At 68.4% G+C, this 20,290-nt stretch carries 19 protein-coding genes and 1 tRNA gene; 2 read left to right on the top strand and 18 right to left on the bottom strand.

Annotated elements, in window-relative coordinates:
* Positions 1–3 precede the first annotated feature (3 nt).
* Positions 4–342, bottom strand: coding sequence for a P-II family nitrogen regulator (locus P1K89_RS13450; protein WP_284616958.1), 339 nt, complete (start codon positions 340–342; stop codon positions 4–6).
* Positions 343–378: 36 nt separating this feature from the next.
* A complete protein-coding gene (locus P1K89_RS13445; RefSeq protein ID WP_284616957.1) occupies positions 379–2,079 on the bottom strand; it encodes an NAD+ synthase in 1,701 nt (566 codons plus the stop codon).
* Positions 2,080–2,082: 3 nt separating this feature from the next.
* On the opposite strand from P1K89_RS13445, the gene P1K89_RS13440 reads away from it, so the two are divergent.
* Positions 2,083–3,288: a GNAT family N-acetyltransferase gene (locus P1K89_RS13440; protein WP_439897980.1), complete on the top strand. Its 1,206-nt coding sequence runs from the start codon at positions 2,083–2,085 to the stop codon at positions 3,286–3,288.
* Here P1K89_RS13440 and ppa read toward each other — a convergent pair whose 3' ends face one another.
* Positions 3,289–3,852 carry an inorganic diphosphatase gene (ppa, locus tag P1K89_RS13435; protein WP_284616956.1) on the bottom strand — a complete coding sequence of 188 codons (564 nt, stop codon included), beginning with the start codon at positions 3,850–3,852 and terminating at the stop codon, positions 3,289–3,291. It abuts the gene before it with no gap.
* A gap of 261 nt (positions 3,853–4,113) precedes the next feature.
* Here ppa and P1K89_RS13430 point away from each other — a divergent pair, with 261 nt between their 5' ends.
* Positions 4,114–6,276 (top strand): sodium-translocating pyrophosphatase, encoded by a 2,163-nt coding sequence (locus tag P1K89_RS13430; RefSeq protein WP_439897994.1) that lies wholly within the window; start codon positions 4,114–4,116, stop codon positions 6,274–6,276.
* Positions 6,277–6,343: 67 nt separating this feature from the next.
* Here P1K89_RS13430 and P1K89_RS13425 read toward each other — a convergent pair whose 3' ends face one another.
* The 15 genes from P1K89_RS13425 to P1K89_RS13355 form a co-directional block, all read right to left on the bottom strand.
* Positions 6,344–6,649: a flagellar basal body protein gene (locus tag P1K89_RS13425; protein WP_284616955.1), complete on the bottom strand. Its 306-nt coding sequence runs from the start codon at positions 6,647–6,649 to the stop codon at positions 6,344–6,346.
* 99 nt (positions 6,650–6,748) lie between these two features.
* A tRNA-Pro gene (locus P1K89_RS13420) sits at positions 6,749–6,825 on the bottom strand.
* Between the two features lie 36 nt (positions 6,826–6,861).
* Positions 6,862–7,311: a MerR family transcriptional regulator gene (locus P1K89_RS13415; protein ID WP_284616954.1), complete on the bottom strand. Its 450-nt coding sequence runs from the start codon at positions 7,309–7,311 to the stop codon at positions 6,862–6,864.
* 34 nt (positions 7,312–7,345) lie between these two features.
* Positions 7,346–7,711 carry an integration host factor subunit alpha gene (locus P1K89_RS13410; RefSeq protein ID WP_284616953.1) on the bottom strand — a complete coding sequence of 122 codons (366 nt, stop codon included), beginning with the start codon at positions 7,709–7,711 and terminating at the stop codon, positions 7,346–7,348.
* A 49-nt stretch (positions 7,712–7,760) separates the two neighbouring features.
* Positions 7,761–10,199, bottom strand: a complete 2,439-nt coding sequence (pheT, locus tag P1K89_RS13405; RefSeq protein WP_284616952.1) for a phenylalanine--tRNA ligase subunit beta — start codon at positions 10,197–10,199, stop codon at positions 7,761–7,763.
* Positions 10,200–10,212: 13 nt separating this feature from the next.
* The gene (pheS, locus tag P1K89_RS13400; RefSeq protein WP_284616951.1) at positions 10,213–11,268 is read right to left on the bottom strand and encodes a phenylalanine--tRNA ligase subunit alpha; all 1,056 of its coding nucleotides are present in this window, start codon (positions 11,266–11,268) and stop codon (positions 10,213–10,215) included.
* A 112-nt stretch (positions 11,269–11,380) separates the two neighbouring features.
* On the bottom strand, positions 11,381–11,737 hold the full coding sequence (gene rplT, locus P1K89_RS13395; RefSeq protein WP_284616950.1) for a 50S ribosomal protein L20: 357 nt from the start codon (positions 11,735–11,737) through the stop codon (positions 11,381–11,383).
* A gap of 28 nt (positions 11,738–11,765) precedes the next feature.
* Complete coding sequence (gene rpmI / locus P1K89_RS13390; RefSeq protein WP_173124618.1) at positions 11,766–11,969, bottom strand: 50S ribosomal protein L35; 204 nt, start codon at positions 11,967–11,969, stop codon at positions 11,766–11,768.
* Positions 11,970–12,102: 133 nt separating this feature from the next.
* The gene (gene infC, locus P1K89_RS13385) at positions 12,103–12,630 is read right to left on the bottom strand and encodes a translation initiation factor IF-3 (RefSeq protein ID WP_284616949.1); all 528 of its coding nucleotides are present in this window, start codon (positions 12,628–12,630) and stop codon (positions 12,103–12,105) included.
* Positions 12,631–12,728: 98 nt separating this feature from the next.
* The gene (gene thrS / locus P1K89_RS13380; RefSeq protein ID WP_284616948.1) at positions 12,729–14,648 is read right to left on the bottom strand and encodes a threonine--tRNA ligase; all 1,920 of its coding nucleotides are present in this window, start codon (positions 14,646–14,648) and stop codon (positions 12,729–12,731) included.
* 226 nt (positions 14,649–14,874) lie between these two features.
* Positions 14,875–16,011: a HupE/UreJ family protein gene (locus P1K89_RS13375; protein ID WP_284616947.1), complete on the bottom strand. Its 1,137-nt coding sequence runs from the start codon at positions 16,009–16,011 to the stop codon at positions 14,875–14,877.
* A 17-nt stretch (positions 16,012–16,028) separates the two neighbouring features.
* Positions 16,029–17,138 carry a hypothetical protein gene (locus P1K89_RS13370; protein ID WP_284616946.1) on the bottom strand — a complete coding sequence of 370 codons (1,110 nt, stop codon included), beginning with the start codon at positions 17,136–17,138 and terminating at the stop codon, positions 16,029–16,031.
* A gap of 56 nt (positions 17,139–17,194) precedes the next feature.
* Complete coding sequence (locus P1K89_RS13365; protein ID WP_284616945.1) at positions 17,195–17,482, bottom strand: hypothetical protein; 288 nt, start codon at positions 17,480–17,482, stop codon at positions 17,195–17,197.
* Between the two features lie 10 nt (positions 17,483–17,492).
* A complete protein-coding gene (locus tag P1K89_RS13360; protein WP_284616944.1) occupies positions 17,493–19,019 on the bottom strand; it encodes a DUF4331 domain-containing protein in 1,527 nt (508 codons plus the stop codon).
* Positions 19,020–19,203: 184 nt separating this feature from the next.
* Entirely contained in the window at positions 19,204–20,274 is a 1,071-nt protein-coding gene (locus P1K89_RS13355) for a patatin-like phospholipase family protein (protein WP_284616943.1), read from the bottom strand.
* Positions 20,275–20,290 lie beyond the last annotated feature (16 nt).

Raw genomic sequence — 20,290 nt, 5'->3', positions numbered from 1 at the left:
GGCTCAGACCGCCGATTCGTCGGTCTCGCCGGTGCGGATGCGCACCACCTGGTCGACCGCGGTGACGAAGATCTTGCCGTCGCCGATCTTGCCGGTCTTCGCGGCCTTGACCACCGCTTCGATGCAACGGTCGACGTCGGCGTCCTTCACGACGACCTCGATCTTCACCTTCGGCAGGAAGTCGACGACGTACTCCGCGCCGCGGTAGAGCTCGGTGTGGCCCTTCTGCCGGCCGAAGCCCTTGACCTCGGTCACCGTCAGGCCCGAGACGCCGACGTCCGCCAGCGCCTCGCGCACCTCCTCGAGCTTGAAGGGCTTGATGATGGCGGTGATCTGCTTCATTGCGCGGGCTCCGGGGACGGGTCGATTGGCGAGGATTTAAGCACGGAACTTCGACGTGATGGGGTAGCGCCAGTCGCGCCCGAAGGCCCGGTGCGTGATGCGGATGCCCACCGGCGCCTGGCGCCGCTTGTACTCGTTGATCTTGATGAGCCGCGTGACGCGCTCGACATCGGCCGGCGCGAAGCCCGCAGCCACGATCTCGGCAATGCCCTGGTCCTCTTCCATGTAGCGCGCGAGGATCTCGTCGAGCACCTCGTAGGGCGGCAGGCTGTCCTGGTCCTTCTGGTCGGGCCGCAGTTCGGCCGACGGCGGCCGCGTGATGATGCGTTCTGGGATCACCGGGCCGATGCTGCCGTCGGCCCGCGTCGTCGGCTGGCGGTTCTTCCATTCGGCGAGCCGGTAGACCAGCGTCTTCGCGACGTCCTTGATCACCGCGAAACCGCCGGCCATGTCGCCATACAGCGTGCAGTAGCCGGTGGCCATCTCGCTCTTGTTGCCGGTGGTCAGCACGATCGAGCCGAACTTGTTCGACAGCGCCATCAGCAGCGTGCCGCGCACGCGGGCCTGGATGTTCTCCTCGGTCGCGTCCTCGGGCCGGCCGGCGAACTCGGCCGCCAGGCTGGCGCGGAAGGCATCGAACATCGGGCCGATCGGAATCTCGTCGTAGCGCACGCCCAGGCGCTCGGCCATGTCGCGCGCATCGAGCCAGGAGATGTCCGCCGTGTAGCGCGAGGGCATCATCACCGCGCGCACCCGATCCGCGCCGAGCGCGTCGACCGCCACCGCCAGCACCAGCGCCGAGTCGATGCCGCCGGACAGGCCGATGATCGCGCCCGGAAAGCCGTTCTTGTCGATGTAGTCGCGCACGCCGGTCACCAGCGCGGCCCACGCCTGAGCCTCGATCTCGGGCACCGGGTGCAGTTCACCGTCGATGCGGCCGTCGGCGTGCAGGTCGACAACCAGCAGCGCCGCCTGGAACGTCGGCGCCCGTGCGGCGACGCGGGCGGACGCATCGACCGCGAAGGACGCGCCGTCGAACACCACCTCGTCCTGGCCGCCCGCCAGGTGGGAGAACAGCAGCGGCAGCCCGGTCTCCTGCACACGCTCGACCATTCGCGCCTCGCGCTCTTCGCTCTTGCCGAGGTGGAACGGCGAGGCATTGACGACGCACAGCACCTCGGCCCCCGCGGATTTCGCCAGCCGAGCCGGTTCGTCGAACCACGCGTCCTCGCAGACCAGCAGCCCGAAGCGCCGGCCGCCGGCGTCGAAGACCACCGGGCCCCCTCCGGCATCGCGACCTGAGGCAAAGTAGCGGCGCTCGTCGAACACCTGGTAGTTCGGCAGGTCGCGCTTGCAGTAGGTCGCGAGCACACGGCCGCCGCCGAGCACCGACGCCGCGTTGAAGCGCCTCGGCACGGCAACCGATCGCGAGCGCACATCGCCCTTGTCACCGAACTGATGCGGATGACCGACCACCACCTGCAGCCCATCGAACGCGGAGAGCCGCTGCGCCAGTTCGGCCAGCGTCTGCGCGCAGGCCTGCATGAAGGCCGGGCGCAGCAGCAGGTCCTCGGGCGGGTAGCCCGTCAGGGCGAGTTCCGGGGCGATCATCAGGCAGGCACCGGCGGCATGCGCTTCGGCGGCCGCATCGACGATGCGCTGGGCGTTGCCGGCCAGATCGCCGACCGTCGCGTTGATCTGCGCCAGGGCGACCCTGACCGTGGAAGGAGATGACATACGGTGAGCGACGCGACGACGCAGCGAATCGGAGCGGAGGATGTTATCCGCGTGCACGACGACCCCGGCGCGATCGACGGCGCGGCCTGGGACGCGCTGCTCGAGCGCCAAGCGCAGCCGACCCCGTTCATGCGGCACCGCTACCTGGCGGCCTTGCACGATTCCGGCAGCGCGGTGCCCGACACCGGTTGGTGGCCGCAGTTCATCACGCTGCATCGCGGCGATCGCCTGATCGCCGCCGCGCCGGCGTACCTGAAGCAGCATTCGTACGGCGAGTACGTCTTCGACTGGGCCTGGGCCGACGCCTACCAGCGCCACGGCCTGAACTACTACCCGAAGCTTCTGGTTGCGGTGCCGTTCACGCCGGTGCCGGGCTCGCGCCTGCTGGCGATCGACGACCCTTCGCGCGCGCAGCTCGCATCGGCGCTGCGCGCGCTGGCGCAGGAGGTCGACGCCTCGTCGGTGCACCTGCTGTTCCACGATCAGGCCGACGGCCGCGCCGCGACGGCCGCGGGATGGCTGTCACGCCACGGCGTCCAGTTCCACTGGACCGCGCCCGAGGTCGATCCACCGCGGACTTTCGAGGCCCTGCTCGCCACGATGCAGCGCGACAAGCGCAAGAAGATCCAGCAGGAGCGACGAAAGGTCGCCGCCGCCGGCATCCGCTTCACGGTCCACGAAGGCGAGGCGATCGATCCCGGCCTGTGGGACTTCTTCATGCGCTGCTACCGGCTGACCTACCGCGCGCATCATTCGTCGCCCTACCTCACGCGCGACTTCTTTGCCCGCATGGCGGCGACGATGGCCGGGCACTGGGTGATGTTCGTCGCCCGCCTCGGCGACGAGCCGATCGCGGTGTCGCTGATCGCGGTGGACCGCGCGAGCGGCCAGGCCTTCGGGCGCTACTGGGGCTGCATCGAAAGCGTGCCGTGCCTGCATTTCGAGGCCTGCTACTACCAGCCGCTGCAGTGGTGCATCGAGAACGGCCTGCAGCGCTTCGAGGGCGGCGCGCAGGGCGAGCACAAGATGGCCCGCGGCCTGCTGCCGGTGGGCACGTGCTCGTCGCACTGGCTCGCGCATCCGCAGTTCGCGCAGGCGGTCGATGACTTCCTGCGCCGCGAGTCGCGCGGCATCGCCGCTTACGTCGACGAGCTGGCCGAGCACAGCCCGTTCAAGGCGCGCCCGGCCGAAGACCGGGAACCGACCTGACTACGACGCGTCGCCGGTGGGTTGTTGCACGCGATGGACTTCGGCCCAGCGTGCCATGCCGCCGCTGACTTCCTCGCGCGCGCTTTCCGGCCCGGTCCAGCCTTCGACCTTGACCCACTTGCCGGGCTCGAGGTCCTTGTAGTGCTCGAAGAAGTGCTGGATGGTCTTCAGGCGCAGCGGGTTCAGGTCCTCGGGCTTCTGCCACTGGGTGTAGATCGACAGGATCTTGTCGATCGGCACCGCCAGCAGCTTGTTGTCGCCGCCGGCTTCGTCGGTCATCTTCAACATGCCCAGCGGCCGGCAGGTGACGACCACGCCCGGGATCAGCGGCACCGGGGTGATCACCAGCACGTCCACCGGATCCCCGTCGTCGGCCAGGGTCTGCGGGATGTAGCCGTAGTTGCACGGGTAGTGCATCGCCGTCCCCATGAAGCGGTCGACGAACAACGCGCCCGACTCCTCGTCGACCTCGTACTTGATCGGGTCGGCGTTCATCGGAATCTCGATGATCACGTTGAACTCGTTCGGCGCCTTGGCGCCCGGGGTCACGTTGTGCAGGCTCATGTTGTGAAAAGCTCTCCAGGGGAAACCCGGATTCTAAGGACCGCGCTTGCCACCGCCTGACACGGTGCGCCGGCGTCGGGCATTGATGCAAGTCGTGCCCACCGCCTGTTACCGCAGGAAAACACGGTGCCGCGCCGCAGCATCCTCTCGTAGCATGGTTTTGCGACCGCCGCCCCGGCCACTGCTGCTGGCAGGTGAAGACGACTGCGCATCTCCCCACAGGGCTTGTTCGAGGAAGGAGTTACCTTGATTTCGATCGACATGGCGCTCTACGTGGCGCTGGCCTGCGGCTTGGCCGCCGTTCTCTACGGCTTCGTCCAGCGAAGCTGGATCCTGAGACAGGACGCGGGCAATGCCCGCATGCAGGAGATTGCGGGCGCCGTGCAGCAGGGCGCCGCCGCTTACTTGGCGCGTCAGTACAAGACCATCGCCATCGTTGGTGTCGTGCTGGCGATCCTGATCTTCATCACTCCGGGCCTCGGCAAGCTGACGGCGGCAGGCTTCGTGCTCGGCGCCGTGCTGTCCGGCGCCTGCGGCTTCATCGGCATGAACGTCTCGGTGCGCGCCAACGTGCGCACCGCGCAGGCGGCGACGCACGGCATCGGCCCGGCGCTGAACATCGCGTTCAAGGGCGGCGCGATCACCGGCATGCTGGTCGTCGGCCTCGGCTTGCTGGGCGTCGGCCTGTTCTTCATGTTCATCGGCGGGTTGGCCAAGCCGGACTCGGCGACGCTGAAGCCGCTGCTCGGCCTGGCCTTCGGTTCCAGCCTGATCTCGATCTTCGCGCGCCTGGGCGGCGGCATCTTCACCAAGGGCGCCGATGTCGGTGCCGACCTGGTGGGCAAGGTCGAGGCCGGCATTCCCGAGGACGATCCGCGCAACCCCGCGGTGATCGCCGACAACGTCGGCGACAACGTGGGCGACTGCGCCGGCATGGCCGCCGACCTGTTCGAGACCTACGCCGTGACGCTGATCGCGACGATGGCCCTCGGCGCGCTGATGGCCGTGGGCAACGGCGCGGCGGTGGTCTACCCGCTGATCCTCGGCGGCGTGTCGATCATCGCGTCGATCATCGGCTGCGCCTTCGTCAAGGCCTCGCCCGGCATGAAGAACGTGATGCCGGCGCTCTACAAGGGCCTGATCGTCGCCGGCGTGATCTCGCTGATCGCGTTCTACTTCGTGACGACCGCGATGTTCGGCCAGGGCCTGAAGCTCGGCGACGGCACGCAGGTCAGCGCGATGGCGCTGTTCGGCACCTGCGTCGTCGGCCTCGTGCTGACGGCGGCGATGGTGTGGATCACCGAGTACTACACCGGCACCGACTACAAGCCGGTGAAGCACGTCGCGCAGGCCTCGACCACCGGCCACGCGACGAACATCATCGCGGGCATCGGCGTCAGCATGAAGTCGACCGCCTGGCCGGTGATCTTCGTCTGCATCGCGATCCTGACGTCGTACACGCTGGCCGGCCTCTACGGCATCGCGATCGCCGCCACCTCGATGCTCAGCATGGCGGGCATCATCGTCGCGCTCGACGCCTACGGCCCGATCACCGACAACGCCGGCGGCATCGCCGAGATGGCCGACCTGCCCGACAGCGTGCGCGACATCACCGATCCGCTCGACGCCGTCGGCAATACCACGAAGGCCGTGACCAAGGGCTACGCGATCGGCTCGGCCGGTCTCGCCGCGCTGGTGCTGTTCGCCGACTACACCCACTCGCTGGAAGCGCGCGGCATCATCGCCAGCTTCGACCTCAGCAACCCGAAGGTGATCATCGGCCTCTTCATCGGCGGCCTGATCCCGTACCTGTTCGGCGCGATGGCGATGGAAGCGGTGGGCCGGGCCGCGGGCGCGGTGGTCGAGGAAGTGCGGCGCCAGTTCCGCGAGATCAAGGGCATCATGGAAGGCACGGCCAAGCCCGAGTACGGCAAGGCGGTCGACATGCTGACCAGCGCGGCGATCAAGGAAATGATGATCCCGTCGCTCCTGCCGGTGGTCGTGCCGATCCTGGTCGGCCTGCTGCTCGGCGCCGAGGCGCTCGGCGGCCTGCTGATGGGCACCATCGTCACCGGCCTGTTCGTCGCGATCTCGATGTGCACCGGCGGCGGCGCCTGGGACAACGCGAAGAAGTACATCGAGGACGGCCACCACGGCGGCAAGGGCAGCGATGCCCACAAGGCCGCGGTGACGGGCGACACGGTGGGCGATCCCTACAAGGACACCGCCGGCCCCGCCGTCAACCCGCTGATCAAGATCATCAACATCGTCGCGCTGCTGATCGTGCCGCTGCTGCCGATGACGGCCGCCTCGACCAAGCCGGCCGCGCACGGTGCGCCGATGGCCGCGAGCGCGCCCGCCGAAGCGAGCGCCCCGGCGATGCCGGCGCCGGCGGCTGCGCCGCCTTCCGCCGCGTCGAACTGACCCGCCTCTGCCTCAATGACGAAGGGCCAGCGCAAGCTGGCCCTTTTTCGTTGGCGCGTTCTGCGCGTCAGGCCCGGATGTCGAGCAGGCTGCCGAGCATCTCCTGCGCGGTCTTGAAGGTCTGCATGTTGGCCTTGAACTCGTAGAGCGCGATGCGCTGCGCGACCACGTCCTCGGCCAGCGATGCGCCGGCATCGGCGGCTTGCGACAGCGTCACCTGCACGCCGCCGCCCTCCTGCGATTGCGACGAGGCCAGCTCGCGCTTGAAGCCGTCGGTGCTCGCGTTCGCGAGGTTGTGCGCGGCACTGCCCATGCGCTGCTGCGCAGCCTGCATGCCGGACAGCGCGATGACACTGGTCGATGAGAGCCCCATACGACGTCTATCGGACGATCCGTTCCGGACTTGAGGGGCCGATGCCAAAAAAGACAAACGGGCCGGCTCCTTGTGGAAGCCGGCCCGTTGCCGAATCAATGGTCGGGGTGGCGGGATTCGAACTCGCGACCCCTTGCACCCCATGCAAGTGCGCTACCAGGCTGCGCTACACCCCGACGAAGCTGGTCATTATGCCAGCCAAATCGAGCGGTTCAGACGACAAGCAGTTCGCGGATCGACAAGAGTTCGGCGCGCAGCTGCGATGGTGCGAGTTCGCGCACCTCGGGCAACGGCAGTGCGATCACCGCCTCGACCGCGACGGCCGCGGCCATCGCGTCCGGATCGGCCGCCAGCGTCGCTTCGATGTCTTCCGCTGCCCCCGCCGTCCCGGCGATCCGGGCCGGCAGGCCGCTGTCGGTCAGCTGGTTGCGCGCACCGCTGATCGTGAAGCCCTGGTCGTAAAGCAGTTCGCGGATTCGCCGGATCAGCAGCACCTCATGGTGCTGGTAGTAGCGCCGGTTGCCGCGACGCTTCATCGGCTTGAGCTGGGTGAACTCCTGCTCCCAATAGCGCAGAACGTACGGCTTCACGCCGCACAAGTCGCTGACCTCACCGATCGTGAAGTAACGCTTGGCCGGGATGGCGGGAAGCGGTTTCTCCATTGAAATCAACGGGGTGGGCGAGCAAAACTAGACTTTACTCGAACTCTTCCCCGACCGGCGCGTCGCCTTGCACGATCGCCTTGAGCTTGTGACTGGCGTGGAAGGTCACGACGTTGCGCGCCTTGATCGGAATCGCCTCTCCGGTGCGTGGATTGCGGCCGGGGCGCGGCGCCTTGCGCCGGATGTTGAAGTTGCCGAAGCCCGAAAGCTTCACGTCGTCGCCGTTGACCAGGGTCTGGTGCACCAGCTCGAAGAAGGCCTCGACCATGTCCTTGGACTCGCGCTTGTTCAGCCCGAGCCGCTCGAAGAGCAGTTCCGCGAGCTCGGCCTTGGTCAAGGTCGGCGTCTCCAGCGAAGGCAGGATCACGCGGTCGGGGGTCGGCTCCTCGTTGCTGCTCATGCGCTTGTCGATCTCGTGATGCGTCGGTTGGATTCGTGGGAGGGATCGGTCAGGCCCGCAGCCGCGCACCGACCGCCTGGCGGGCGCGCGCAAGCGCGGCGGCGACGGTGGCATCGATGCGCTCGTCGGTCCAGTTCGCGTCCGGGTCCAGCAGCTCCAGGCGCACCGCCATGCTGCGCTCACCGGCGGCGATGTCGGCGCTGCCCGCGCCCGGCTTGTAGACGTCGAACAGCGTCGCCTCGCGCACATGACCGGCCGGGTCGGCCCGCAGTGCGCCCAACAGCGCGTCGTGGCTGGCCTGGTCGGGCACCACCAGCGCGAGGTCGCGCCACGCCGGTTGATGACGCGGGATGGGTTCAACCGCAGGCAGCGGGCGCTCGAGCACCGCGTCCAGGTCCAGTTCGAACAGCACGGGGGCATGCGGCAGTTCGTAGCCCTGTCGCCAGCGCGGGTGCAGTTCACCGACGATGCCGATGTCGCGGCCGTCGTCCAGCAGCACGCGCGCGCTGCGGCCGGGGTGCAGCGCCGGATGGCTGGCCGCCTCGAAGCGCAGCTTGCGCGGCGCCAGCAGCGCCTCGACATCGCCCTTGATGTCGAAGAAATCGACGGGCCGTTCCTTCGTGCCCCACTGGATCTCGTCAGCCGGGCCGTAGGCCAGGCCACCCACCTTCATCGGTTGCGCGATGCCGGCGACCGTGCGGTCGCCCGCGGCCACCGAAGCGTCGCGGCGCGATACCCGACCGAGCTCGAAGATCCGGACCCGGTTCGTCTTGCGCGCAAGGTTGTGGCGCAGCACGTTGACCAGGCTGCCGATCAGGCTCGACCGCATCACCGCCAGCGGTGCGGCGATCGGGTTCAGCACGCGGATCGGATCGGTGTTGCCGGCGAGCTCGGTTTCCCAGCGCTGCTCGACGAAGCTGAAGTTGATCGTCTCCTGGTAGTCCAGCGCGGCCAGAACGCGACGCACCGCGTGGCCGCTGCGGCGCGACTCGTCCAGCGGCCGAGCGACGACCGGCGCCAGCGGCGGCGTCGAGGGCAGCTTGTCGTAGCCGAGGACGCGAATCACCTCTTCGATCAGGTCTTCCTCGATCGTCAGGTCGAAGCGCCAGCTCGGCGGCGTCACGCTCAGCACACCGGGCGCCGTCACCGCGAAGGGCAGCCCCAGCCGCGTGAACACCGCTTCGCAATCGGCCTGCGTGATCGGCATGCCGACCACCTTCGCGGCGCGCGCGACACGCAGCGCTACCGGCTTCGCTTCCGGCAGCCGGATGCGCTGGTCGTCCATCGGACCGCACACCGTCTCGGGCGTGCCGCAGATGTCGACGATCAACTGCGTGATGCGCTCGATGTGCTCGACGGTCAGCGCCGGGTCGACACCCCGCTCGAAGCGGTGGCCGGCATCGGTGGAGAAGTTGAAGCGGCGCGATCGGCCGGCGACCGCGTCCGGCCACCAGAAGGCCGCCTCGACATAGACGTTGCGCGTGTCGTCGGACACGGCCGTCTTGTCGCCACCCATGATGCCGGCCAGCGACTCCACCGCCTGCTCGTCAGCGATCACACCGACGGCACCGTCGACTTCAATGGTGTTGCCGTTGAGCAGCTTCAGCGGCTCCCCGGCCTTGCCCCAGCGCACGACGAGGCCGCCGTGGATCTTGTCGAGGTCGAAGATGTGCGACGGGCGGCCGTACTCGAACATCACGTAGTTCGAGATGTCGACCAGCGCGGTGACCGAACGCTGCCCGCAGCGTGCGAGACGATCGACCATCCAGGCCGGCGTCCTGGCCTTCGTATCGACGCCGCGCACGATGCGACCGGAGAAGCGGCCACACAGGTCGGGTGCCTCGACCCGCACCGGCAGCCTGGCGTCGATGCGCGGCGTCACCGGCGAGATCGTGGGGGTCTTCAGCGGCGTGCCGGTCAGCGCCGACACCTCGCGCGCGATGCCGTACACCGACAGCGCGTGGCCCAGGTTGGGCGTGAGCTTCAGCGTGAACAGCGTGTCGTCCAGCGCCAGCACCTGGCGCACGTCGGCACCGAGCGGTGTATCGGCAGGCAGCTCCAGCAGGCCGCCATGGTCGTCGCTCAGCTTCAGCTCACGCGCCGAGCACAGCATGCCGAAGCTCTCGACGCCGCGCAGCTTGCCGGTCTTGATCTCGAAGGCCGCACCGTCGTCACCCGGCGGCAGCACCGCACCGACGAGCGCCAGCGGCACCTTGATGCCGACACGGGCGTTCGGCGCGCCGCAGACGATCTGCAGCGGACCATCCTTCGAGTGCACGCCGGCGTCGACGCGGCACACCCGAAGGCGGTCGGCATTCGGATGCTGCTCGGCCTCGACGATCTCGGCGACGACGACGTTCGAGAACGGCGGCGCGACCGGGCGCAGCTCCTCGACCTCCATGCCGGACATCGTCAGCAGGTCGGCCAGGGCCTGGGTGGACAGCGGCGGGTTGCAGAACTCGCGCAGCCAGGATTCGGGGAATTGCATGGTCGAGGGAAGCTCAGCGGAACTGGGACAGGAAACGCAGGTCGCCGTCGAAGAACAGGCGCAGGTCGTTGACGCCGTAGCGCAGCATCGTCAGGCGATCGGGGCCCATGCCGAAGGCGAAGCCGATGTAGCGCTCGGGGTCGAGGCCGTAGTTGCGCACCACGTTCGGGTGCACCTGGCCGGAACCGGCCACCTCGAGCCAGCGGCCCTTCAGCGGACCGCTGCCGAACGCGATGTCGATCTCGGCCGATGGTTCGGTGAACGGGAAGAACGACGGGCGGAAACGCAGCTGCAGGTCGTCGCTCTCGAAGAAGCGGCGGCAGAAATCGGTGAACACCGACTTCAGGTCCTTGAAGCTGACGTTCTCGCCGATCCACAGGCCTTCGCACTGGTGGAACATCGGCGAATGCGTGGCGTCGCTGTCGACGCGGTAGGTGCGGCCCGGCGCGATCACGCGGATCTCCGGCATCGTGCCGCCCTGCGCCATCAGCGCCGCGTGGCGCGCGGCATGCGCACGGGCGTAGCGCACCTGCATTGGCGAGGTGTGCGGGCGCAGGTTGAGCCAGCGGCCTTCGTCGTCCTTCATGTCGACGTAGAAGGTGTCCTGCATCGACCGCGCGGGGTGGTTCTCGGGGTTGTTCAGCGCGGTGAAGCTCATCCAGTCGGTCTCGATCTCGGGACCGTCGGCGACGTCGAAGCCCATCGAGCCGAAGATCTGCTCGATGCGCTCCATCGTGCGCGAGACCGGGTGCAGGCCACCGGTGCCGCGACGGCGGCCGGGCAGCGTGACGTCCAGCGCCTCGGCCTGCAGCTGCGCCTCGAGCTCGGCGTCGGCCAGCGCCTGGCGGCACGATTGAAGCGCCGCCTCGATGCGCTGCTTGGCCTGGTTGATGTCCGCGCCGCGCGCCTTCTTCTCTTCCGGCGTCAGCGCGGCCAGGCCCTTGAGCAGCTCGGTCACGCGACCCGACTTGCCGAGGTAGCGGGCCTTGGCGTTTTCCAGTTCGGCCGGGGTCGGCGCGGCCGCGAATTCGGCGCTGGCACCGGCCACCAGTTGATCGAGATCGTTCATCGTCGGTGTGACGTCAATCGGACAAATGAAAAAGGCCGCCCCGAGGTGACGGCCTTGAATGCTTGCATGTCCGGGACCCGCGTCTGTTGCCAGACACGACCCCGGCTCAGGATCAAGCGAGCTGGGCCTTCACCTTCGCGACGATGCTGCCAAAAGCAGCCGGGTCGTTGACGGCCAGATCGGCGAGGACCTTGCGGTCGATGTCGATCGAGGCCTTCTTCAGGCCGGCCATGAACTTGCTGTAGGACAGCCCCAGGCTGCGGGACGCCGCGTTGATACGGGCGATCCACAGCTGACGGAACACCCGCTTGCGGGTGCGGCGGTCACGATAGGCGTATTGACCCGCCTTCATCACCGCCTGCTTGGCGACGCGGAAGACGTTCTTGCGGCGGCCACGGTAACCCTTGGCCAGGGCCAGGATCTTCTTGTGGCGGGCGCGTGCGGTTACACCACGTTTGACGCGAGGCATGTTGGTTTCCTTTCAGTCCGTCGTCAGATCACAGACCAGCGAACGGCAGCATCTGCGCCATGTGGCCCATGTTGGTCTCGTGCACGTTGGCGGCACCACGGAGGTGGCGCTTGCGCGTGGTGGACTTCTTCGTGAGGATGTGGCGCTTGAACGCCTGACCGCGCTTGACGGTACCCCCCGGACGGACGCGGAAACGTTTGGCCGCGCTCTTCTTGGTCTTCATCTTGGGCATGACTGCTCCTTCTAAGTGACCCCTGCAGGCGGCCCCGACAGCCTTCGTCGTTGCACTTGCACAGCCTGCAGCGGCTTCTTCCAGTCGCCGCGGTGACCAGACCGCGGCGCGGATTCTTCAAACCTTCAAACGCTCACTGCTTCTTCTTCGGCGCCAGCACCATGATCATCTGGCGCCCTTCGAGCTTGGGCATGTGCTCGACGACCGCCACATCGGCCAGCTCGTCGCGGATGCGCTCCAGCAGCCGCATGCCGATGTCCTGGTGCGTGATCTCGCGGCCCCGGAAGCGCAGCGTGACCTTGCCCTTGTCGCCGTCCTCGCCGATGAATCGGCGCAGGTTGCGCATCTTGATGTTGTAGTCGCCTTCGTCGGTACCGGGCCGGAACTTGACTTCCTTGACCTCGATGACCTTCTGCTTCGACTTGGCTTCTGCGGCCTTCTTCTGTTCCAGGTACTTGAACTTGCCGTAGTCCATCAGCCGGCAGACCGGCGGATCGGCCGTGGCCGCGATCTCGACCAGATCGACATCCGCTTCGCCGGACAGCCGCAGCGCTTCCTGGATGCTCACGATGCCCAAGGGCTCGTTGTTCACCCCGTTCAAGCGAACCATGGGCGCCATGATTTCGCGGTTCAGTCGATGCTTGCGCTCGACATTGGGCATCCGGCGATCGAGAAAAGTAGCGATGGTGCTAACCCCTACACAGCCCCAAGGCAAGCAACGGGCTCAGAAAAAGCGAATGCGCGCGCCGGAGATCCGCGTCAGACCTTGCGGTTGATGTCGTCGGCGAGCTTGCGAGCGAAGTCGTCGAGGGGCATCACACCGAGGTCCTGGTTGCCTCGAGCGCGCACGGCAACGGCCCCACTTGCCTTCTCCTTGTCGCCAGCGACGAGGATGTACGGGACCTTCTGCAATGAATGCTCGCGGATTTTATACGTGATCTTTTCGTTCCGCAAATCGGCCGCCACTCTAACTCCTTGTTTTTGCAGCGTTTTCGCGATTTCAGCAACGTATTCGGCCTGCGCCTCCGTGATGCAGCAGATCACCGCCTGCACCGGCGCCAGCCAGGCGGGCAGCGCGCCGGCGTGCTGCTCGATCAGGATGCCGATGAAACGCTCGAGGCTGCCGACGATCGCCCGGTGCAGCATCACCGGCGTCTTGCGCTCGCCGGACTCGGCGACGTACTCGGCGCCCAGCCGCTCGGCCATGAAGAAGTCCACCTGCATCGTGCCGCATTGCCACTCGCGGCCGAGCGCGTCCTTCAGCGTGTACTCGATCTTCGGGCCGTAGAACGCGCCGTCGCCGGGCGAGATCACGAACTCGCAGCCCGAGCGACGCAGCGACTCCATCAGCGCGTGCTCGGCCTTGTCCCAGCTGTCGTCGGAGCCGATGCGGGCCTCGGGCCGCGTCGCCACCTTGTAGAGGATGTTCGTGAAGCCGAAGTCGGCGTAGACCCGCTGCAGCAGCGCCGTGTACTCGACGCACTCCTGCAGGATCATGTCCTCCGTGCAGAAGATGTGGCCGTCGTCCTGCGTGAAGGCGCGCACGCGCATGATGCCGTGCAGGCCGCCCGTCGGTTCGTTGCGGTGGCACTGGCCGAACTCGCCGAAGCGCAGCGGCAGGTCGCGGTAGCTCTTGATGCCCTGCTTGAAGATCAGGATGTGGCCGGGGCAGTTCATCGGCTTCAGCGCGTACTCGCGCTTCTCCGACTCCGTCGTGAACATGTTCTCGCGGTACTTCTGCCAGTGCCCCGTCTTCTCCCACAGCCCCTGGTCGAGGATCTGCGGGCCCTTGACCTCCTGGTAGCCGTTCTCGCGGTACACGCGGCGCATGTACTGCTCGACCTCCTGCCACACCGCCCAGCCCTTGGGATGCCAGAACACCGTGCCCGGCGAGTGCTCGTCCATGTGGAACAGGTCGAGTTCGCGGCCGAGCTTGCGATGGTCGCGCTTCTCGGCTTCCTCGAGCATGCGCAGGTAGTTCTGCAGATCGTCCTTCGTCGCCCAGGCCGTGCCGTAGATGCGCTGCAGCATCTCGTTGCGGTGGTCGCCGCGCCAGTAGGCGCCGGCCACCTTCATCAGCTTGAAGTGCTTCAGCTTGCCCGTGCTCGGCACGTGCGGGCCGCGGCACAGGTCCTCGAAGCCGCCTTCGCGGTAGAGCGAGACGTCCTCGTTGCTCGGGATGCTGGCGATGATCTCCGCCTTGTAGTGCTCGCCGAGACCCTTGAAGTAGGCCACTGCCTCGTCGCGCGGCAGAACGCGGCGCACCACCGGCTCGTCCTTCTTGGACAGCTCCAGCATGCGGGCCTCGATCGCCGCCAGGTCGTCGGGCGTGAAGGGCCGCGTGTACGAGAAGTCGTAGTAGAAGCCGTTGTCGATGACCGGGCCGATCGTCACCTGGGCCTCGGGGAACAGCTCCTTGACGGCGTAGGCCAGCAGGTGCGCCGTCGAGTGGCGGATCATCTCGAGGCCGGCCGCGTCCTTCTCCGTGACGATCGCCAGCTTCGCATCGGCATCGATGCGGTGGCTCGTATCGACGAGCCTGGCGCCGGCCCCTTCGCCGACCCGGCCGCCGAGCGCGGCCTTCGCCAGTCCGGCGCCGATCGACGCGGCCACTTCGGCCACCGTCACCGGCTGCGGGTACTCGCGTTGGGAACCATCGGGCAACGTGATCTTGATCATGGGAATCCCTCTCGCCCGGCAGGAAACGGGCAACAAAAACGGGCAACAAAAAAGCGCGGTGAGGACCGCGCTTTCAGGTGTTCGGGGAAAGGTGTGCGAACAGGCGTGACGGCGCGGCCGACGGTCAGTCAGCGGTGGCGAACGACGTAGTTCGCGGTGTCACAACCATGATGCCTTTCTCGCCCTTGTTGATCGATGAAGGCGCCGATTCTAGTTCACGAGCACCTCAGAAGGGCAAGAGGCTGACGTCGGCCGTGCGCTCGACCAGCCAGACTGCCGCCAGCATCATCGCCGCGACGGAACCCGCGCCCATCACCCCCGGCACGTACAGCCGCCGTTGGCGCAGCACATACAGCAGCGGCACCACCGCCAGCACCATCGCCAGCTGGCCCAGCTCGAGCCCCAGGTTGAACTGGAACAGCGCCCACCCGAAGGCGGCCGGCGGCAGCTGCAGCTCGCCGAGCACGCCGGCGAAGCCGAAGCCGTGGACCAGGCCGAAGGCGAAGGTGATCGCACCACGATGGCGGCCGATCAGCGGCTTCAGGTTGTCGAGCGCGGCGACGATGATGGTCGCAGCGATCGCCGGTTCGACGATGGACGGTGGCAGCCGCACCCACCCGAGCGTCGCGAGTGCCAGCGTCACCGAGTGCGCCAGCGTGAACAGCGTGACGACCTTGGCCACCGGCCACAACGCGGCCTGCCAGCCCTGAACGGCCTGCCAGCGGCCGCCGTCGCGCCGCAGCACCGCCGGCAGCAGCAGGCACAGCAGGAACAAAAGGTGGTCGTAGCCGGTGACGATGTGGTGCACGCCTTCGCGCAGGAAGGCGCCGGCGGTCGGCGCGGCGGAAGCCTCGCCGGACGTCGCGGGCGCAGGGCCCGTCGCCGCCACGGCCGCCGGCTGCTGCGGATCGAGCAGGCGCGCGACCGAGCTGCCGTCGGCGCGCACGATCTTGGCGATGCCGCGGTGCGTCGGGTCGACCTCGGCGAACAACGTGTAGCGCAGCGGCGTGCGCTCGTCGACCACGCAGGGCGCGCGCAGTTGCAGAACCGCGTAGGTGCCATCGCTGCGGCGTTCGAGGGCATGGCCCAACAACTCGAACCGGCAACCGGGCACCGACCAGGCGGCCAGCGCCAATGCGTCGATCGCCGGCCAGGCGGCCTTGACCTCGCCCCAGGTCAGTTGCCGGTCGCCGTCCGCATCGATCGGCAGCGCCGCATCGAGGTCGCGCAGCGCGATGTCCCAGCGCAGCTGGGTCGCGCCGTCGCGCGACTCGATGACCAGGTAGGCATCGCTTGCCTTGTGCGCCGCGGCCGGCAGGCCGAGCAGCAGCGCAGCGAACAGCATAAACATCGATCGAAGCATGGCGCGTCCTCCCCTGCTCACAGCGCGGCCAGCCGCACGTCGCGCAGCCCGATGCGTTCGGCCAGCGCCTTCGCCTCGGCCAGCGCGGCGGCATCGCCGGCCGCCGTGGCGCAGCGCGCCAGCAACAGCAGATCGAGCGGCTCCCGCTGCTGCTCGACGTTCTGGCGCGCAGCGCGCAAGGCCGCTGCCGGATCACGCTCGATCTCGAGCGCCATCAGCGCACGCTCGCGCTCGTGGCCGCTGGGGCCGCTGCGCTGGTCGGCCTGCGCGAAGCGCTCGCGCAGCTCGTCGCGCAGCGCGCTGGCCTCGGGCAGCCTGGCACGCTGCGCCGCGATCGCCAGCCGCAGCAGCGCCGCATCGCTGCGTTGCTCGGCCTGCAGCACACGCCAGGCGTCGCGAGGACGCTGCTGGTCGAGCAGGAAATCGGCGTAGGCGATCGCCGCGTAGGCATCGCGTCCACTGGCCAGGGACTGTCGCCAAGCGGCATCCGACGCGGCCGCGCGGCCGGCGCGCTGCTCGAGCTCGGCCAGCGAAGTCGTCAACCACGCGCGCGTGCCGGCGTCGGTCGACAGCGCGATCAGCGCCTGCAGCTGGCGCCGCGCCGGCTCATGCTCGCCGCGCAACGCGCGGTTCTCGGCGACGCACGCGTCCGCGTACGGCTGCGCGCGCAGGCCACGCAGCGCATCGCAGGCCCTGTCAGAGGCGTCGTAGCGGCCCTGCACGCGGTGCAGCGTCGCCAGCATCAACCAGGCCTGAGGCTGACGAGCATCTCGCCGCACCAGTGCCTCGAGGCGGCGGTTCGCCGGCTCGAAGCGGTGCAGGTACTGCTCGGTGTCGGCCAGCAGCAGCACGATGTCGGCCGGCGCGCGCGCATCGGACTGCCAGCGCGCGAGCCGCGCGAGCGCCCGCCCGGCGAGGCGCGGATCGCCTTGCTCGCGGCCGGCCTCGAGCAGGCTGCGCGCTTCGTTCAGCGCGAGCGCCGGATCGGCACTGGTGCCCGCCCGTGCCACGGCAGGCAGGCGCTCGATCACCTCGTCATCGGCCTGCGGCACGATCGGTGCCGCCTGCACGATCAACGAAGCGACCGTCGAAGCGACCAGCGAGGCGGCCAGCAGGAGCTTGCGCATGCGTTCCCTCCAAACGATGGGTGTGCCGCGCATGGGGTCGCGCGGCACGGTCGGCTTCAGATCGCGCTCGGCTCGGCGGTGTCGCTGGCGGGCAGGGTCACGCCGTCGATCGCGACCGGTTCGCGGGTGTCGCTCACATTGAGTGTCAGCGCCTTCAGGTAGCTCGCGAGCCCCTCGATCGACTGCTTCGCCGCGTCGGGCACCGCGGCCAGCGGATCCGGTGGCGGCGGCGCGGGGGTCGGCGGGGGTGGCGGCGGCGCGCTGTAGTCGTCCCCGCCGCCGCAGCCGGCGAGCAGGGCCACGGCGGTGAACAGCAGCGCCAGCGGGCGATGTGCATTCGTCATGGCGTGCTCCTCAGCGCGAACCCGGCATCGGCGTCGACAGGTACGGGAAGCCCGGCAGCAGCGGCACGACGGCCTGGTCGACCGCATCGTGCAGCTTCAGCGAGGTCATGCCCAGCGGCACGTTCGACGGCTTGCACTCGGTGCCCAGGTTGAGCGCATTCGTCGTGCCGTTGAGCATGCACAGCCCGCCCATCACCGCGACCAGCGAGATGTCGACGACGTCGTCCTTCGGCCGGCGGCCGTTCGGGAAGCCGGCGGCATCACCGCCGGCGAGACCCAGGCGATGCTGCGCGGCTTCCGCCGTCGGTGCCGTCGCGGTGTTCAGCCGCAGCATCTCCGACGCGACGACGTTCGCCGGCTGGTTGACGTTCTTGATGCCGGTGAGGAAGGTCGTCACGAGGTCCGTGCGCGGCAGGTTCTTCGGGGCGGTGCCCGGGAGGTTCAGCGCGATCTCCAGCAGCGCCGGCAGCGTCGGGTTGGTGACGTAGTCGGCGAACTGGCCGTCGTCCTTCGGCTTGCTCGAATTGAAGCGGTCCTTGTCGGGCAGGCCGATCACCACCTCGTTGACCAGCGGCATGCCCAGGCGCGACACCTGCACCCAGGCGCCGCCCGGTACGCCGGTGGTCTGGTGGCCCTTCGCGGGCGTCGGGTTCAGCAGGCTGCCCTGGCGCAGGCTGGCGGTGGTCCAGCCGCCGATCACCGTCTCGCTGCCCTGCGTCAGGCAGCTGCGGTGCACCTCCATCGCCAGCGAGGTGATGTTGGCATCGTCGATGGTGTTCGGCACCGCGTTGATCAGCGCCGGATCGGTGATCACCGCGACGGGTGCATTCACCAGGTCGAAGATCGTGCCGAGGTTGACCGCGAAGGCTTCCTTGCGCTGGCCGACGAACAGCTTCGCCGGCTGGCTGCACCCCGGGATGTTGACGCTGTAGACATGCTTGGCCGCATAGGCCGCGTAGTCGGGGATCGTCTTCATGCCGATGTTGTCGACCGGCTTGTTGAAGGTGGCGCTGCCGCCGGTGGCATTGGTGATCGCCGACTTCATGCCGCCGCGCCGGTCGCCGCGCACGACGTCGACGGTGAAGGTTTCGTTGACATTCAGCGCCGCGGCGTTCGGCTCGGTGACGCCGCCGGCCTGGATCAGCGGGATCGCGACGTTCTTGCCGCCGATCGGCAGCGTGATGCCCTTCAGCGCGTTCTTGAAGCGGAACTGGAAGCTGATGTCTTCCTTCGCGTCGCCGTTGTTGTCGACGTGGATCTCGTACAGCGCGTTCGGATCCATCGAGAAGTAGTTCGGGCCGCCGTACGGCGCCTGCAGCGGCTGGTAGTTGGCGATCAGCGTCACGAAGCCGGTGCGGCCGGGTTCGTAGCTGGAGAACATGTAGAAGTCGGTGCCGTCGACCTTCGGCGCCGTCGTGATGAACGGCGCCTCGCGGTGGCTGGAGGCGTGCGCGGCCGGCAGCGCGGCAGCGATCGTGGCCAGCGCGGCCGCGGCGACGGGCAGCAGGCGCTGCACCGGGGGCAATGAGAGCGTCATGATGGGGGTCCTCGAGCGCATGAAAGTCCATGCCGTCGGCGCATCGAATGCGGCCGAAGGCGCTGGACACCTCCGGCTTGTGTTGTTGCGCCAGCGGGTGTCTGCCGGGCTGATACGCGGCGGGCTCGAAAACGGATGCGGCGGCCGGATGCAGGCCGCGAAACGCGTCGTGGCGACGCGGACTTCAAGTCAGCGGCAAGGCGTCGATCGACGATCGCGCGGCGAGCTGCTCGAACTCGTCGGCCAGCTGCCGGCTCATCGCCAGCGCCTGCCGCCACGCGGCGGCACGGCCGGCATGATCGAGGCCATAGGCCTTGAAGTCGCTGCGGTCGGGCAGCTTGGCGTTCGGCAGCGTCTTCACCCACTCGGGGTTCGGCGACAGCACGACCACGTTGGCCAGGCGCTCGCTCGCCCGGTGGCGGTGGCGCAGGCCCTTGTCGAGCCAGCCCGGCACCAGCTGGCGCTGGAAGTGCGGATAGAGCACGAGGCCCTCGTGCATCGACGCGTAGTCGAGGTGCAGGTGGTAGTCGGTGATGCCGCCGTCCCAGTATGCGCCGGCGGGACCCCCCGGAATGTCGTGCACGGCGGCCAGCACGAAGGGGATCGAGCAGCTCGCCAGCACCGACGCGCTCAGGTTCTGCGCCGACAGCGCCACCTGTTGCGTGCGGTAGTCGTGCAGGTGGAAGGGCAGCGCTTCGCGCGGGTCCGAGAAGATCACGCGCTGCAGCCAGCCGCCCATCGCGCGCCGGTTGACGAGGTTGGTCGCGAACGCGCCCAGGTAACCCAGCGGCGTGCGCACGCGGCCCTCGCGGCGCAGCAGCCCGCGGCCGAGACTGGTGAAGACATGCAGCCGGTAGCGCGCATGGTTCAGCGCTTCGGCCTCGCGGCCCTCGAAGTGCTCGCGCAGGCGCGCGCCGAACACGTCCGACATCTGCTGCGCAACCCTGCCCGCGTCGGGGCGAACCGGGTACTCCTGCGCGATGTAGTCGTCGGCCAGGCGCTGCAGCGAGCGCGCCGGCTCGTCGAGCGTCGCGGCGGCCAGGCGCCAGGCGCCGATCGACGCGCCGACGAGGTGCACGGTGTGGCTGCTGGCCGGCAGCCAGCGGTCGAACAGCACCTGGTCGAGCGGATTCAGCACCAGGCCCTTCGGCCCGCCGGCCGCACCGGCGATCACCCGCACGTCGGCCGGCTTCAGCCCGCGCTCGCGCAGCACCGCGCGGGCGCGGGCGCCGGCGTGGATATGCAGTGCCTGCATCGTGGCCGCCGTCTTT

This window comes from Aquabacterium humicola, assembly GCF_030167915.1.
Taxonomy (GTDB): domain Bacteria; phylum Pseudomonadota; class Gammaproteobacteria; order Burkholderiales; family Burkholderiaceae_C; genus Pseudaquabacterium; species Pseudaquabacterium humicola.
Note: the sequence above shows the minus strand (reverse complement) of the source record. Positions and strands in the feature narration are given on the sequence as shown.